The sequence below is a fragment of the Streptomyces sp. AC602_WCS936 genome, from assembly GCF_019049125.1.
In the GTDB taxonomy this organism is placed as follows: Bacteria; Actinomycetota; Actinomycetes; order Streptomycetales; family Streptomycetaceae; genus Streptomyces.
Map to the genome: position 1 here is coordinate 1 of NZ_JAGMUF010000103.1, position 14064 is coordinate 14064.

At 70.9% G+C, this 14064-nt stretch carries 9 protein-coding genes and 3 pseudogenes; 7 read left to right on the forward strand and 5 right to left on the reverse strand.

The genetic code is table 11. From position 1 onward, the window contains the following. Together KUM03_RS29210 and KUM03_RS29215 are read left to right on the forward strand one after the other, a co-directional pair. Positions 1–594: hypothetical protein (locus tag KUM03_RS29210; protein WP_254400066.1), on the forward strand; the 594-nt coding region annotated here is incomplete at its 5' end. A gap of 38 nt (positions 595–632) precedes the next feature. Further along, positions 633–3299 carry a DEAD/DEAH box helicase gene (locus tag KUM03_RS29215; protein ID WP_217253148.1) on the forward strand — a complete coding sequence of 889 codons (2667 nt, stop codon included), beginning with the start codon at positions 633–635 and terminating at the stop codon, positions 3297–3299. Positions 3300–3357: 58 nt separating this feature from the next. Here the strand turns inward: KUM03_RS29215 and KUM03_RS29220 are convergent. Together KUM03_RS29220 and KUM03_RS38620 are read right to left on the reverse strand one after the other, a co-directional pair. Then, positions 3358–4183: pseudogene (locus KUM03_RS29220) on the reverse strand (IS481 family transposase); the annotation flags it as partial. Beyond that, positions 4150–4431, reverse strand: coding sequence for a hypothetical protein (locus KUM03_RS38620; RefSeq protein ID WP_254400067.1), 282 nt, complete (start codon positions 4429–4431; stop codon positions 4150–4152). The pseudogene KUM03_RS29220 and the gene KUM03_RS38620, both read right to left, overlap by 34 nt. A 79-nt stretch (positions 4432–4510) precedes the next feature. On the opposite strand from KUM03_RS38620, the gene KUM03_RS29225 reads away from it, so the two are divergent. Both KUM03_RS29225 and KUM03_RS29230 read left to right on the forward strand, forming a co-directional pair. Next, entirely contained in the window at positions 4511–5113 is a 603-nt protein-coding gene (locus KUM03_RS29225; protein WP_217253150.1) for a 3'-5' exonuclease, read from the forward strand. Continuing rightward, entirely contained in the window at positions 5107–5196 is a 90-nt protein-coding gene (locus KUM03_RS29230) for an ATP-binding protein (RefSeq protein ID WP_217253153.1), read from the forward strand. The genes KUM03_RS29225 and KUM03_RS29230 overlap by 7 nt, the downstream gene beginning before the upstream one ends. Positions 5197–5483: 287 nt before the next feature. Here the strand turns inward: KUM03_RS29230 and KUM03_RS29235 are convergent, their stop codons facing one another. Both KUM03_RS29235 and KUM03_RS29240 read right to left on the reverse strand, forming a co-directional pair. Continuing rightward, positions 5484–6269 carry a dienelactone hydrolase family protein gene (locus KUM03_RS29235; RefSeq protein WP_217253162.1) on the reverse strand — a complete coding sequence of 262 codons (786 nt, stop codon included), beginning with the start codon at positions 6267–6269 and terminating at the stop codon, positions 5484–5486. 464 nt (positions 6270–6733) lie between these two features. Next, entirely contained in the window at positions 6734–7951 is a 1218-nt protein-coding gene (locus KUM03_RS29240; protein ID WP_308406444.1) for a CoA transferase, read from the reverse strand. A 350-nt stretch (positions 7952–8301) separates the two neighbouring features. Between KUM03_RS29240 and KUM03_RS29245 the strand changes: the two are divergent. The 3 genes and pseudogenes from KUM03_RS29245 to KUM03_RS29255 all read left to right on the forward strand — a co-directional run bounded on the left by KUM03_RS29245 (position 8302) and on the right by KUM03_RS29255 (position 13044). Then, positions 8302–11361, forward strand: a pseudogene (locus tag KUM03_RS29245) (Tn3 family transposase). A gap of 118 nt (positions 11362–11479) precedes the next feature. Next, a complete protein-coding gene (locus tag KUM03_RS29250; RefSeq protein ID WP_217253157.1) occupies positions 11480–11830 on the forward strand; it encodes a helix-turn-helix transcriptional regulator in 351 nt (116 codons plus the stop codon). Continuing rightward, positions 11827–13044: an MFS transporter gene (locus KUM03_RS29255; RefSeq protein WP_217253160.1), complete on the forward strand. Its 1218-nt coding sequence runs from the start codon at positions 11827–11829 to the stop codon at positions 13042–13044. Before KUM03_RS29250 ends, KUM03_RS29255 begins: the two co-directional genes overlap by 4 nt. On the opposite strand, the pseudogene KUM03_RS29260 reads toward KUM03_RS29255, so the two are convergent. Next, positions 13045–13940, reverse strand: a pseudogene (locus KUM03_RS29260) (hypothetical protein); the annotation flags it as partial. Between the last annotated feature and the right edge of the window lie 124 nt (positions 13941–14064).

Here is a 14064-nt window from a genome sequence, read left to right on the forward strand (position 1 = left end):
GAAGCCTTCAGCGAACAACCAACCCACCCGTCACCACCAGGCACAACCCGCACTGAAAACAAAACACCGAACACTGAAAACCCAAAGCCGACCATCACGCAGTGCCAGGTAGTGGAGCTGGACGGCATGGCGCCGGCCTCTCGGGGCTCGCTGTTCGCTGACGGCTGGGATGACGGCGTCAGGGCCGTGAGCGAGGCCCTGGTGGGCATCGCGGACCGGGAGTGGTCCCGGCGCGGCGGCTGGTCGGCCGGGACCGCTGAACTGGCCGTACATATCGCGGACGTGAGGCAGCGTGAGCGGGCGGACCTTGTGAGGCTGGAGAAGTTCGTCCGGGAGTCCGTGCTGCAGCGCACCCACCCGCACACCACGGCGCGGCGCCGGGTGCTGGAGGCGCTGGGCGAGGCCGGCGGTCTGTGCACGGCGCGGACGAGGAACAGCGACGGGGACGTCATCGTCTGCACGCTCGATGCCGGGCACTACGACGTAGACGACAAGCCGCCGTTCAAGGACGGAAAGCCGGGCGGCTGGCACAAGGGGGATGCGTCGATCTGGAACGACCTGGGCGCGGCCTGCATTCCGCAAGCGGCCCTCTAAAAGACCACACGAATTCAGCGCTCGGGGAGGGTATGGAAATGTCAGTGATTCAGCTCAAGGAACACCAGGTAGACCAGCGCTCCGCGTTTCGCAGGTGGGTGGGATTCCCTGCAAGGTCATCTGTCCCCCCGCAGGGTGCCCGTGCCACGATCGTGTCAGCGACCGGCTCGGGCAAGACGATCACGGCCGCCGCGTGCGCGCTGGAAGCGTTCGCGGACGGCCGGATCCTCGTGACCGTGCCGACCCTGGACCTGCTCGCCCAGACCGCCCAGGCGTGGCGCCTGGTGGGCCACCGGGCCCCGATGGTCGCGGTGTGCTCGCTGGAGAACGACGCGGTCCTCAACGCGCTCGGGGTGCGCACCACCACCAACCCGATCCAGCTCGCCCTGTGGGCCGGGCGCGGGCCGGTCGTCGTGTTCGCCACGTACGCCTCCCTCGTGGACCGCGAGGACATCGACGCTCCCGTGGGCCAGCGGAAGGTTCGCGGGCCGCTGGAGGCCGCTCTGGCGGGCGGAGAGCGCCTCTACGGGCAGCGCATGGACGGCTTCGACCTCGCCATCGTGGATGAGGCGCATGGAACCGCTGGTGATCTTGGTCGTCCGTGGGCGGCGATCCACGACAACCAGCGGGTCCCGGCGGACTTCCGGCTCTACCTGACCGCGACCCCGCGCATCCTCGCCGCCGCCCGCCCCCAGAAGGGCGCGGACGGCCAGGAGGCGGAGATCGCGACCATGGCCGACGACCCGGACGGAACATACGGCGCGTGGATCGCGGAGCTCGGGCTGAGCGAGGCGATCGAGCGGGAGATCCTCGCTGGGTTCGAGATCGACGTGCTGGAGATCCGCGACCCCTCCCCCGTTCTGGGGGAGTCGGAGGAGGCGCGGCGGGGCCGGCGCCTGGCCCTGTTGCAGACGGCGCTGCTGGAGCACGCCGCGGCGTACAACCTGCGTACGGTCATGACGTTCCACCAGAGGGTGGAGGAGGCTGCCGCGTTCGCGGAGAAGCTGCCCGAGACCGCTGCTGAGCTGTATGCACGTGATGCCACCGGCGAGGACCTGGCGACCGCGGGCGAGCTGCCCGCGTCATCGATCGGCGCGGACTTCTACGAGCTGGAAGCCGGACGGCACGTACCGCCGGAGCGGGTGTGGTCGGCGTGGCTGTGCGGCGACCACCTCGTCACCGAGCGGCGCGAAGTCCTGCAGCAGTTCGCAGGCGGCATCAACGCGGCCGGGCACAGGGTGCACCGGGCATTCCTCGCCAGCTGCCGCGTGCTCGGGGAAGGCGTCGACATCACCGGCGAGCGGGGCGTGGAGGCCGTCTGCTTCGCGGACACCCGCGGCTCGCAGGTCGAGATCGTGCAGAACATCGGCCGGGCGCTCCGATTGAACCGGGACGGCTCCACGAAAGTCGCGCGGATCATCGTGCCCGTGTTCCTGGAGCTGGGCGAGGATCCCACCGACATGATCGCCAGCGCCTCGTATGCAGGACTGGTGGCTGTGCTCCAAGGCCTGCGCTCGCACGACGAGCGACTCGTCGAGCAGCTCGCCTCCCGCGCCCTCACCAGCGGCAGCCGCAGGGTCCACATCCAGCGTGACGAGAACGGGCGGATCATCGGGGCCAGCGGTGAGGGCGATGGCGGGGACCAGGAGCAGGACGGCACCGACGGTGCGGTCGAGTCGGCGCTGCTGCACTTCTCCACTCCGCGCGACCCGGCAACGATCGCGGCGTTCCTACGCACCCGTGTCTACCGCCCCGAATCGCTGGTCTGGCTCGAGGGATACCAGGCCCTGCTGCGCTGGCGGAAGGAACACGAGATCACCGGTCTCTACGCCGTTCCGTATGACGTGGAGATCGAGGTGGGAGCGACGAAGGCTTTTCCGCTTGGGCGATGGGTCCACCAGCAGCGGAAAGCGCTACGGGCCGGGGAACTCGAACCGCGCCGCAAGAAGCTCCTCGACGCTCCCGAGGTCGGCATGGTCTGGGAGCCGGGCGAGGAAGACTGGGAGACCAAGCTCGCCGTGTTCCGGGCCTACCGGCGCGCCACCGGACACCTGGCTCCGAGACAGGACGCCGTCTGGGACGATCCGGCCGGCGACGGGCCCGTCCCCATCGGGCAGCACATCGCCAACCTCCGCCGGACAGGCGGCCTCGGCAAGAAGCCGAAGCGAGCAGCGGAGCGCGGACAGGAGCTGGCCGCAGTCGATGAGGATTGGAATTGCCCGTGGCCGTTGGACTGGCAGCGGCACTACCGCCACCTCGCTGACCTCGCCGCCGACGAACCCGCCGGCGTACTGCCCGACATCGCACCCGGCGTGACGATCGACGGCGACGACATCGGACGCTGGCTCCAGCGACAACGCCGAGGCTGGAGACTCCTGTCGGCCGAACAGCAGAAGCGGCTGTCGGGGATCGGTGTGGAGCCCGCCCGGACGCCGCTTCCCGCCTCCGCAGCCAGGGGCGCGGCGAAGGGGAGCAAGGCCCAACAGGCGTTCCATCGTGGGCTGGCCGCCTTGGCGCAGTGGATCGAACGAGAAGGCCAACGGACGGTCCCGCGCGGCGCGGTCGTGGAGATCGCGACGGAAGGCGAGGCGGCGCCGACGCCGGTGCGGCTTGGCGTATGGCTATCGAACACCCGCGCCAGACGCGACAAGCTCACCGCCGAGCAACTCGACGCGCTGCGGAAACTGGGCGTGGCCTGGGCATGAGCGGACGGTCGACCTCGTACACGCGTTCACTCGTGAGCCGCAGTGGACAGTCCGTGCCCTAGATGTATTGACCCGCAGGGTTGTTCACGCGGCTGATCGGTGGCTGGCCGCCGAGTGCGGTGTGGCTGCGGTGGTGGTTGTAGCTGTGCAGGAAGTCTGCCAGGGCAGCCGCTCGTTCGGTGTTGCTGGTGTAGGGCCGCAGGTAGGCCCATTCGTCGAGCAGGGTCCGGTTGAAGCGTTCGACCTTGCCATTGGTCTGCGGCCGGTAAGGGCGGGTGAGTTTCCCGGCCGCGCCGAGATCGGCCAGGGCATCGCGCCAGGCGAAGCTCTTGCGGTAAGGCCATGCGTTGTCGGTCAGGACCCGTTCGATGCGGTCGACGCCGTGTGTGGTGAAGAAGGCCGCGGCCCGGCGGAGGAATCCGGCGCAGGTGGCGGCCTTCTCATCGCCGTGGATCTCGCTGTAGGCGAGGCGGGTGTGGTCGTCGACGGCGGAGTGGATGTAGTCGGAGCCCATGCCGCTGCGGGTGGCCCGGCGGCCTGGCGGCCCAGGACCTTGTGGCCGCCGCCGTCGGGGATCCGGCCGAGCTTCTTGACGTCGACGTGGACGAGTTCGCCGGGCCGGTCGCGCTCGTAGCGGCGGATGACCTGTCCGGTGAGCCGGTCCAGGAAGGCCAGGCGGTTGAGCCGGTGGCGGACCAGGACCCGGTGGACAGTCGAGGCGGGCAGGCCCAGGATCGGGCCGACGCGGGCGGGGCCGAGCTTTCGGTCCCGGCGCAGGCGGCACACCTGTGCCTCGGTCGCCGCCGGGGTGCTGGCCAGCACGGTCACCGTCGGACTGGTCACCGCTCGCTCAATCCGGGACAGCGTTGAGCGGCGCCATTCCGTCGCGAGCCTGGTAGCCGAAGCTGAGGGCAACTACCCAGCGAATCCAAGGGACACCGATTCGGCGCAGCTGTAGCAGCCGCCATCGCCAGCGAACGGCAGGAGGCTGCCTCCGGACGCCGTCGTGCATGAAGCGCGCGCCCTTGGTGCGACCGGCGACGTTGAGGTCAATGACCGTGCCATCGTCGTAGAGGGACTGGACGAGCCGCCCCGCTACTACCTGCAGCACGGCTTCGGCTACCAGTGCCACGACCGGAGCAAGCCCCATCACTGCCGCCAGCACGGCCGGGCCCCATCGGCTGGGAGGCGGAGGACGGACCCAAGACAGCATGAACTTCGCCACCTGGTCCGCGTTGCTCGTCGTCGACGTCGAAGGCAACGGCACCAACCCGCCCGACCTCGTCGAAGTCGCCGCGCTGCCCGTACGGGACGGACGCCCCGACAAGAGCACCGCGGGCTGGTGGCTGACCCGCCCGAACCGCCCCGTCACCCCCTTCGCCACCCGTGTGCACGGCCTGACCAACACCGACCTCGCCGACAAACCGGCCTGGGCCGACGTCGCGGACCGGGTACGCGCCTTCCTCGGCAACGCCTGGATCTGCGCGCACACCGCGCACACCGACTACCGCGTCCTGGCCGCCCACCTGCCCGGCTGGGAGCCCGCCGGCGTCCTGGACACCCTGCGGCTGGCCAAGGACGCGTTTCCCGACCTCGGCAAGTACAGCCTGGACAAGCTGATCGAGCACGTACAGCCCGACCTGCGTGAAGCCCCCGGCGCCCGGCACCGGGCCACTTTCGACGCCTTCGCCACCGCGCAACTCCTGATCGCCATGGCCTCCCGCTACAACACCTGGGACCAGCTGGTCGCCGCGGCCGCGCCGCCCGGCCTGCCCGGCGCCCCCGAACCAGAGAAGGACCCCACCCTGTGGTGACTTCCTCCGCGCCCCTGCGTATCGCGGTACTCGGCACCCACTCCACGGGCAAGACGACGCTCCTGAAGCGCATATCCGGCTGAAGGGCACGGAGGTCACTGGCCTGGTTGTCGCATGCGCGTCGGAACGTGCGCGACTACGAGACCGAGCCTGAGCACTCCGCGCTCCGACGCGATGCTGACCTTGCCTCGATCACGCTCATGACCCGGCGACTCACCCGGCCCGCCGTCCGGACAACGCATCCCTGCCCCGATCTGCCGAACCGTTCACGCTGCTTGATGCGTCACAGGTCCGATGGAAGCGGCGGCATCGCGAGCACGCGACGATGCCGTCCATCGCGTCGTTGCGGACCGCCTCGCGCTCGGCCGGGTCAGTGCACGACGCCGTCCGAGCCTGGGGCCGGCATGTTCGCCTGGGTCGCGCCCCCAGGGTCCTCCGTCACGGGCAGGCACTCGGCGAGCAGGTCGACGACGTCGCGCCAGGCTCGCTGCGCGTGCTGCGGGTGGTGGCCGACGCCGGGGACCGTGGGGTGGTCGACCGGCGGGTGGTGGAAGGCGTGCAAGGCGCCGCCGTAGACCGTGAGGCGCCAGTCGACGCCCGCGGCCTGCATTTCGGTGGTGAACGCGTTTCGTTGTGCGGGCGGCATGATCGGGTCTTCCGATCCGACCCCGGCCCACACCGGGCAGCGGATGCGCGTCGCCTCGCCCGGTCGGCCCGTGGTGGTCGCGTTGACTGTGCCGATCGCGCGCAGGTCGACGCCGTCGCGCCCGAGTTCCAGCCCGACGGCGCCCCCGGTGCCGTAGCCGATGGCGGCGATCCGGTCGGGGTCGGTCCGCGGTTCGGTGCGCAGCTCGTCGAGCGCCGCATGGCCGATGCTCCGCATCCGGTCGGGATCAGCGAGCAGCGGCAGGCAACGGGCCAGCATCTCCTCGGGGTCGCCCAAATAGCGCCCGCCGTGAAGGTCGAAGGCCAGCGCCACATATCCCAGTTCGGCGAGAGCGTCGGCCCGGCGGCGCTCTACGTCGCTGAGCCCCATGCCCTCCGGTCCGAGCAGCACCGCGGGCCGGCGGTCGGCACCGGCCGGGAGCGCGAGGTGCCCGATCATCGTCAGACCGTCGGCCGGATACTCGACCGTACGCGTCGTAATCGTCGTCATCGTCGTCATGAGACTGGACTGTAGGGATCGTCAAGCCCGGTCCGGCCGCCGTTCTGCCGCTGGCAGAGCAGTGCGGACATCCCTCTGAAATACGGCGAGGGCTCCTCCATCCCGTTGCCCCCCCCTTTTGACCCGTATCTCGGTCAGGCCTCTCACCGGTTCGAAGACGGGTCCTCCGCCAGGGCAGCGAAGACGTGGAGGATCAGGCGCCCCCGCCTGGGGGTGGTGTCGAGGTTCTCGGGGAGCGAAGCCGCTTCGAGCGCGCCGAGCCGGCGCTCGGGTTTCTGTCCGCCGGTGGAGACCCGGGCGTAACCGATCTTGATGTCGTCCGTACGGCGGGTTCGGCGAGAAGGAGTTCGGCGAGTTCCGGGGTCGCGGTCCCCCCGAATCCTCTCGAGAAACGGTGATCCGAGGTTGTTGAAACGTCGGGGCTCTCGAATAGCGGGCCAAGGGCCGTCGCGTTCTCAGGCCCAGTTCGGCAGATCGCTCCCCCACTGGGTCGGTGCATGGTCCCAGTTCACGGGTGCGCCGTCGTAGTGGACCGGGGGCAGGGCATGACGCAGCAGTCCGTAGGGCGATTCGGTCTCGGCGAGCCAGGACGCGGAATCGTAGGTGTCGGCTTCCCCCTGTGTCGGGGTGGGGCGGATGTCGTGCAGCAGCCAGGACGCTGTGCCTGCCAGGGAGAGGCGAAGATGACGCCCACCGCCGGTGGCCTGGCGGTCGCTCAGTGCGCGTAGGACGGCGGCGGCGAGCAGGTACCCGGTTCCGTGGTCCAGCGCCTGTGCGGGCAGTACACCGGGGCGGCCGTCGGCCGTGGCCTCGATCGCGGCGATGCCGGTACCGGCTTGGACCAGGCTGTCGAAGCCGCGACGCTCGGCCCAGGGGCCGGACCAGTCCCAGGCGCACAGTTGGGCCACGATGAGGTCGGGGTACCGGTCCAGGAGGGCGTCGGGGGTCAGTCCGTGCCGGTCCAGGGCACCGGGGCGGTAGCCGGTCACCACGACGTCCGCCTGGCCGAGAAGGTCCTCGAAGGCGTGCCGGTCGCCAGGGTCGCCGAGGTCCAGCAACGTGGAGCGTTTGCCCACGCCGGTGTCGGCGTGAGCATCTGCGTCCTCGGGGAACTGGGGGGCGTCCACGCGCAGCACGTCGGCGCCCAGCAGCGCCAGTGTCCGTGTGGCGACGGGGCCGGCGATGACGCGGGTCAGGTCCAGGACCCGCACGTCTTGGGCCGGTACGGGTGCGGGCGCCAGCGGCCGAGGGCTGCTGTGGCCCACGTGCCGCGTCTCGACCAGAGCCGGCCCGGCCGCAGCGGGTGCGGAAGCCACGGCCACGGCCAGGCCGCCTGCCGCGTAGACGGTCTCCTGGACCTGCCCGGCCGGACGCGATGCCAACTCCTTCGAGAGCACGCCCACCAGCTCCCGGTCCCCTCCCGTGTCCGCGATACCCAGGGCGCTGAGCAGCCGGGCCCGGTGGTGCGGGTAGTTGGCGTGGGTGCGGACCCAGCCGTCGGCAGCCGGCCAGAACCCGGACAGCGGGGCGAAAGACGTCGGGGCCCGGCCGTCGATTCGCAGGTGGCGTTCACTGACGAACGCGGTGGCCACCGCCGCCTCGTTCACCCGCACTGTGGGCATCGGTACGCGGTTGCGCAGCGCCAGCAGTTCCGCCGCCGCCAGCGAGGCCACTCCGACGCCAGCCCGCGCCAGTTCCCGCACCGGCAGACGCGACGGCAGGACAGCGCCCGCCCCCTGGAAGGACACGCTCCGAACCAGTTGGCTCCGACCCCCCATGACCGCCCAGGCGTGTGCGGTGGCCGCGTCCTCGGTACACGTCATCCGCTCATTGTGCGACACCGCCAGGATGGCGCCTCACTCGGCTCTGGCCTGCGCAGTCATTTCTCGCTGAGACGGGGGCCGAGGAACATCCGTGTCAGATCGTGCGCTAAGGGTTCGCCAGATGGTTTGGTGCTTTGACCTGGAGTGATTGAGCGTCGGAGCCTTCGTGGGTCGTTGTTTTCGATCTTCGGAGAGTTGTTGTGGCGGTCGAGTTCCTGACGGATGAGCAGGCGGCCCGGTCCGGGTCGTTCCATGAGGTGCCCTCGCAGGCGGAGCTGGAGCGGTACTTCTTCCTGGACGACGCGGACCGGGAGGCTGTGCGGGCGAAGCGGCGGTCGCACAACCGGCTCGGGTACGCGGTCCAGCTGACGAGCGTGCGGTTCCTGGGCCGGTTCATGCCGGACCCGCGGCAGGTGCCGGCGGAGGTGGCGGAGTACCTGGCGGGGCAGTTGGAGATTGAGGACGCCTCGTGCTTGAAGTTGTACGGCGAGCGGGACGGTACGGCCCGTACGCACGCCGGGGAGATCTAGCAGGCCGGGGACTGGCGGGACTTCGCCGAGGTCCGCGAGGAGTTGGCGGGGTGGCTGGACGCGCGGGCGTGGACGACGGGGGGGGCGGGCCGAAGGCGTTGTTCGGCGCGGCGGCGGGGTGGCTGAGCGAGGGCCGGGTGTTGCTGCCGGGAGTGAGCTGTCTGGCCAGGCTGGTGGGGTCGGTGCGGGAGGCGGCGAACCAGCGGCTGTGGGACACCCTGTACGGGACGCTCGGTGTGGGGCAGCGGGCGGTGCTGGACTCGCTGCTGACGGTGCCGCCGGGTGAGCGGGTCTCGGAGCTGGACCGGCTGCGCCGGGGGGTGCGGGTGTCGGGCCCGCAGATGAAGCGGGCCCTGGAGCGGGCGGAGGAGATCGCCGCGCTGGGGATGGGCGCCGTGGACGTGTCGGGGATACCGCCCCGGCGGCTGGCGGAGCTGTCGCGGTACGGAGTGGACGGGAAGGCGTCGCTGCTGCGCCGGCACTCCGACGCCCGGCGGCTGGCGACGCTGCTGGCCACCACCGTCTACCTGACCTCGCGGGCGGTGGACGACGCGCTGGACCTGCTGGAGGTGCTGATCGCGACGAAGTTGCTGGCGAGGGCGGAGCGGGAGAGCGCGAAGGAGAAGCTGAAGACGCTGCCGCGGGTGGAGCGGGCGTCGGCGAAGCTGGCGACCGCATTCCAGGTCGTGTTCGACACCACCAGCGAGCGAGCAGGTCGACACCGACACCGGGGAGATCGCCCCGTCGAAGGTCGAGAGCCTGGAGGGCATGTGGGCCGCGATCGAGCAGGTGGTGCCCCGCCACGAGCTGGCGGCGGCGATCGCCGCGCTGTTCGAGCTGACCCCGCCGCTGGACTCCGACGCGGATGAGGCATGGCGGGCCATGCTGGTCAACCGGTTCGGCACCGTGCGGCCGTTCCTGAAGCTGCTGATCACGGTGGTGGACTTCGACGCCACTCCGGAGGGCGAGCCGGTGCTGTCGGCTTTGTTGTCGCTGTCGGAGCTGATGGGCCGCAAGAAGGTCGGCCCGGCCGAGATCGGCACCGGCCTGCTCACCGGCTCCTGGCGGCGTCTGGTCCTGTCCGCCCCGCACCTGGAGCCCGGCACGGTGGACTGGAAGGCATACACGTTCTGCGTGCTGGAGCAGCTGCACCGGATGCTGCGCAGCAAGCAGGTCTTCGCCCGGAACTCCTCGAAGTGGGGTGACCCGCGGGCGAAGCTGCTGGCCGGTGAGGCGTGGCAGCAGGCCCGGCCCGCCGTGCTCGCCGCTGAGCCTGCCTGGGGAGGCCGACGCCCACCTGGCGGCGCGGGCGGCGCTGCTGGACGGCACCTACCGGGAGGTTGCGGGCCGGGTCCCGGACAACGCGCAGATCGTCTTCGACGACGACGGCCGGTTGCACTTCGCCGCCCTGGAGCCGGAGCCCGAACCGGCCTCCCTGCTGGACCTGCGCGCGGCGGTGAACGCGATGCTGCCGCGCGTGGACCTGCCGGAGGTGCTGCTGGAGGTGATGTCCTGGACCGGCGCCGACCAGGCGTTCACCTCGGTCACCGGCGGCGAGGCCCGGTTGAAGGATCTGAGCGTCACGATCGCCGGGCTGCTGGTCACCCACGGCTGCAACGTCGGCTACACCCCGGTGATGGGCGGTGCGGACGCACTGAAGTACGGGCGGCTCTCCCACGTGGACCAGACGTACTTGAGGTTGGCGACGTGCCGGGCGGCGAACGCGGCGCTCGTCGAGCACCAGGCGTCCATCCCGCTGGCCCAGGCGTGGGGCGGGGGCCTGGTGGCCTCGGTGGACGGGATGCGGTTCGTCGTCCCCGTGCCGTCGGTGTACGCGCGGGCGAACCCGAAGTACTTCGGGCGCCGGGGCGGCGCCACGTGGCTCAACATGATCAACGACCAAGCGGCCGGGCTGGGCGGGAAGGTCGTGGCCGGCACCCCGCGCGACTCCCTGTACGTGCTGGACGTCCTCTACGACCGTGACGGTGGCAAGCGCCCGGAGATGATCGTCACCGACACCGCGTCCTCCAGCGACATCGTGTTCGGCCTGCTGGCCCTGGCCGGGTTCGCCTGCGCCCCGCAGCTCGCCGACCTGCCGGACCAGAAGATGTGGCGCATCGACCGGACCGCCGGCTACGGAGCCTTCCAGAAAACGCGGCCCGCGGCCGGGTCGACCCGGCCCGGATCGAGCGGCACTGGGAGGACATCCTGCGGATCATCGGCTCCATCCACACCGGAGCTGTCCGCGCCTACGACGTGATTCGGATGCTGTCGCGCGACGGACGGCCCACCCCGCTGGGCGACGCGATCGCGCACTACGGGCGGATCGCGAAGACCCTGCACATCCTGCGCCTGGCCGACGAGCCCGGCTACCGACGGCAGATCAAGGTGCAGGCCAACCTCCAGGAAGGCCGCCACGCCCTCGCGCGGAAGATCTTCCACGGGCGGGCCGGACAGCTCTACCAGCGCTACCAGGACGGCATGGAGGACCAGATCGGCGCCCTCGGCCTGGTCCTCAACGCGCTCGTGCTATGCAACACCCGCTACATGGACGCCGCCGTGAACCAGTTGCGGACGGAGGGCTTCCACGTCCGCGACGAGGATGTGGCCCGCCTCTCGCCGTTCGTGCGCCACCACATCAACATGCTCGGCCGCCACTCCTTCCAGCTCCCCGACCTGCCCGGCGGGCTGCGGCCGCTCCGAGACCCGGACGCCTCCGACGAGGAGTGAGGACGGCCCGGCGTCCACCTGCGATCCGGCGGGACGGAGAGGTCCGGCACAGGGATTGATCGTTCGAGAATTCCCGCACTATATTGTGCGGGAATTCTCGAACGATTGGAGAGATGTGATGGCTGCGGCCCGTACGTACCACCATCCCGACACGGATGAAATCGCGCTCCCGCGCGTGCTGTTCGCACTCAGTGAGCCCCTGCGCCTGACGATGGTGCGCATCCTGACCGAGCGGGGCGAGGTCGACAGTCTCGAGCTGGGCCCGGATCTGCCGCGCTCGACGCTGACCCACCACACGAGCCTGCTGCGCGAGTCCGGCGTGGTCTTCGTCCGCGCCGAAGGACGCAAGTGCATGATCCGGTTGCGCACCGAGGATCTCGAGAACCGGTTCCCCGGCCTGGTACGAACCGTCCTGGCCGGCTACGAGGACGAAGCCGGCCAGGACGGGGCCGCGGGGGGTGCCAAGTGATCGGGAAGGTCTGGCCGCTGGTCGTCGCCGCGGTCTCCCTGGGTATCGACGCCTACGTACTTGCGGGCGTCCTGCCGGACATGGCCGACTCCCTGGCCACGACGGCCGGGGCGATCGGACTGGGCGTCACCGCGTTCACCGCCGCCTACGCGGCTGCGGGCCCGTTCCTCTCCCGCGCCCTGGCCGGCCGGTCGACCAGAACGGCACTGCTGGTCGCGCTCGGCGCCTTCAACCTCGGCAATCTCGCCACCGCACTGGCCCCCACACTCGGCGTCTTCCTCGCCTCCCGCGTCGTGGCGGGCGCGGGGGCCGGCGTGCTGACCGCGGTCGCCACGGCGACCGCCGGAGCGCTGGTGGCCGACCACGAACGCGGGCGCGCCATGGCCCTGGTGACCTTCGGCCTGTCCACCGGGACCGTCGCCGGTGTGCCGCTGGGCATGCTGATCGGCGAGCAAGTGGGGTGGCGCGGGACGATGGGCTTCGTCGTGCTCATCGGAGTGTTGAGCATGCTCGCCCTCGCCCTGCGTTCCGGCGCGCTGCCCCAGCTGCCTGCCGCTCGCGGCACAGGAACCCGCGCCGCGCTCAGCAGCCCGCGCGTCGCACTCGGCGTCGCACTGTCCTTCGTCCTGGGCACGGCCAGCCTCGGCCTCTACACCTACCTGCTGCCGATGGCCGACGAGCGCGGCCTGAACGGCTGGGGCTTCGCACTCGTCTGGGCCTGGGGCATCGGCGGCGTACTGGGCTCTGGCCTGATCGGCAAACCCCTCGACACGCTGGGCTCTCGCCGGCTGATGCCCGTCGTCCCGGCCTTTCTCCTCTCCTCCTTCCTCATCGTCTGGTTCACCGACCACCCAGCGGCATGGCTGATCGCCACCGCGGTCTGGGGTGCGAGCGGCTGGATCAGCGTGCCCGTCCTGCAACAGGCCCTCACCCGCGACCGCCCCGAGCAGGCCATGACCGTAGTCGCCTTCCAGATGGCCGCGATGTACCTCGGCTCCGCCGCAGGATCGGCGGCCGGAAGCGCCCTGCTCGCCGGAGGCACCAGCGCCGGCGCGCTGCCGGGATGGGCCGCGCTCGCAGCTGCGGGCGCCGTCGTGATCGCCTTGCTCATCGCCCGGCTGACGCCCCGGCCCGTATCCGCCGTGCCGCATGCCTCCCCCCTCACGCAGACTCCTGAGGCGCAGCACACGGCGGCCGAGTCACGCTGCCCGTAGTCAGCGGCGCGCATCGCCAGGGGCCGGCAGGCTGGTCGGCTCCGAGAGCGCTTCGGGGGACGGCTTGAAGTAGCGGCGCGAGTTCTCCGGCTTCTTGTGCCGGGACTTGGCCATCAGCATCAGCAGAGAGGCGCCCTGCTCCCCGAGGTGAGTCAGCGCGGAATGGCGGTACTCGTGCAGGTCCCAGCCGGTTCCCGGCCCGCGTACGGCAGTGTGGTCGTCCAGCAGGGCGCGGGCCAGGCCATAGGAAAGGCGGGCCAGGCCGGTGTCCGGGCACACATCGCGAGGACTGACGACCTTCCCCGGGCCGGGGCGGCGGTGGGTGACGAACACCGGCCCGTGGGTCCGGCCGCGCAGCAGTCGGGGCAGGAGCCGGGCGGTGCCGGCGTCCCAGTAGACGGTCTCCAGCACGAAGTCCTCACGGGCCCGGCCGCGGCGGCGTGCCTTGCTCCGGGCGCCCCTGGCCTTGACCGGACAACGGCGCGCGGCGAGGTCCAGGTTCTCGATGTTCACGCCGAGGATCTCCTCCGCGCGGGCGGCGCTCTCGTACAGCATCCGCCACAGCGTCTTCTCCCGCAGGTGGACCTCGCGCCCGGCGATCAACCGGTCCCCACGGCCACCTCCGCGCGGGCGGCGCTCTCGTACAGCATCCGCCACAGCGTCTTCTCCCGCAGGTGGACCTCGCGCCCGGCGATCAACCGGTCCACGGCCACCTTCGAGCGGGCCGGGGTCTCGGAATCCGGCACGGCCAGCCGCTTCGTCCAGGCCGGGACCGCCGGACCGTCGTAGCCGTACTCCGCGCACCAGCCCAGCCAGGAGAGCACCACCGCCCGGCGGGCGTTCCAGGTGTTGACCGCCGCGGTGCCCCACAGCAGTTCCAGGGCCTCGCCGATCTCGGCGGTCTTCGCACAATGCAAGTCTCACTGGCTGTTCGCTATCCGCTCGCGTGGTCGGCGGGGTTCGAACAGCATGCTGATTCGGGTGAGTTGGCCGGTCGGCAGGCATGGAAGAAGGGCCTCT

Bases quoted from the DNA above. Each gene is read 5' to 3' on its own strand.
- KUM03_RS29215 (WP_217253148.1), top strand. From the start codon at position 633: ATGTCAGTGATTCAGCTCAAGGAACACCAGGTAGACCAGCGCTCCGCG.
- KUM03_RS29225 (WP_217253150.1), top strand. From the start codon at position 4,511: ATGAACTTCGCCACCTGGTCCGCGTTGCTCGTCGTCGACGTCGAAGGC.
- KUM03_RS29235 (WP_217253162.1), bottom strand. From the start codon at position 6,269: ATGACGACGATTACGACGCGTACGGTCGAGTATCCGGCCGACGGTCTG.
- KUM03_RS29250 (WP_217253157.1), top strand. From the start codon at position 11,480: ATGGCTGCGGCCCGTACGTACCACCATCCCGACACGGATGAAATCGCG.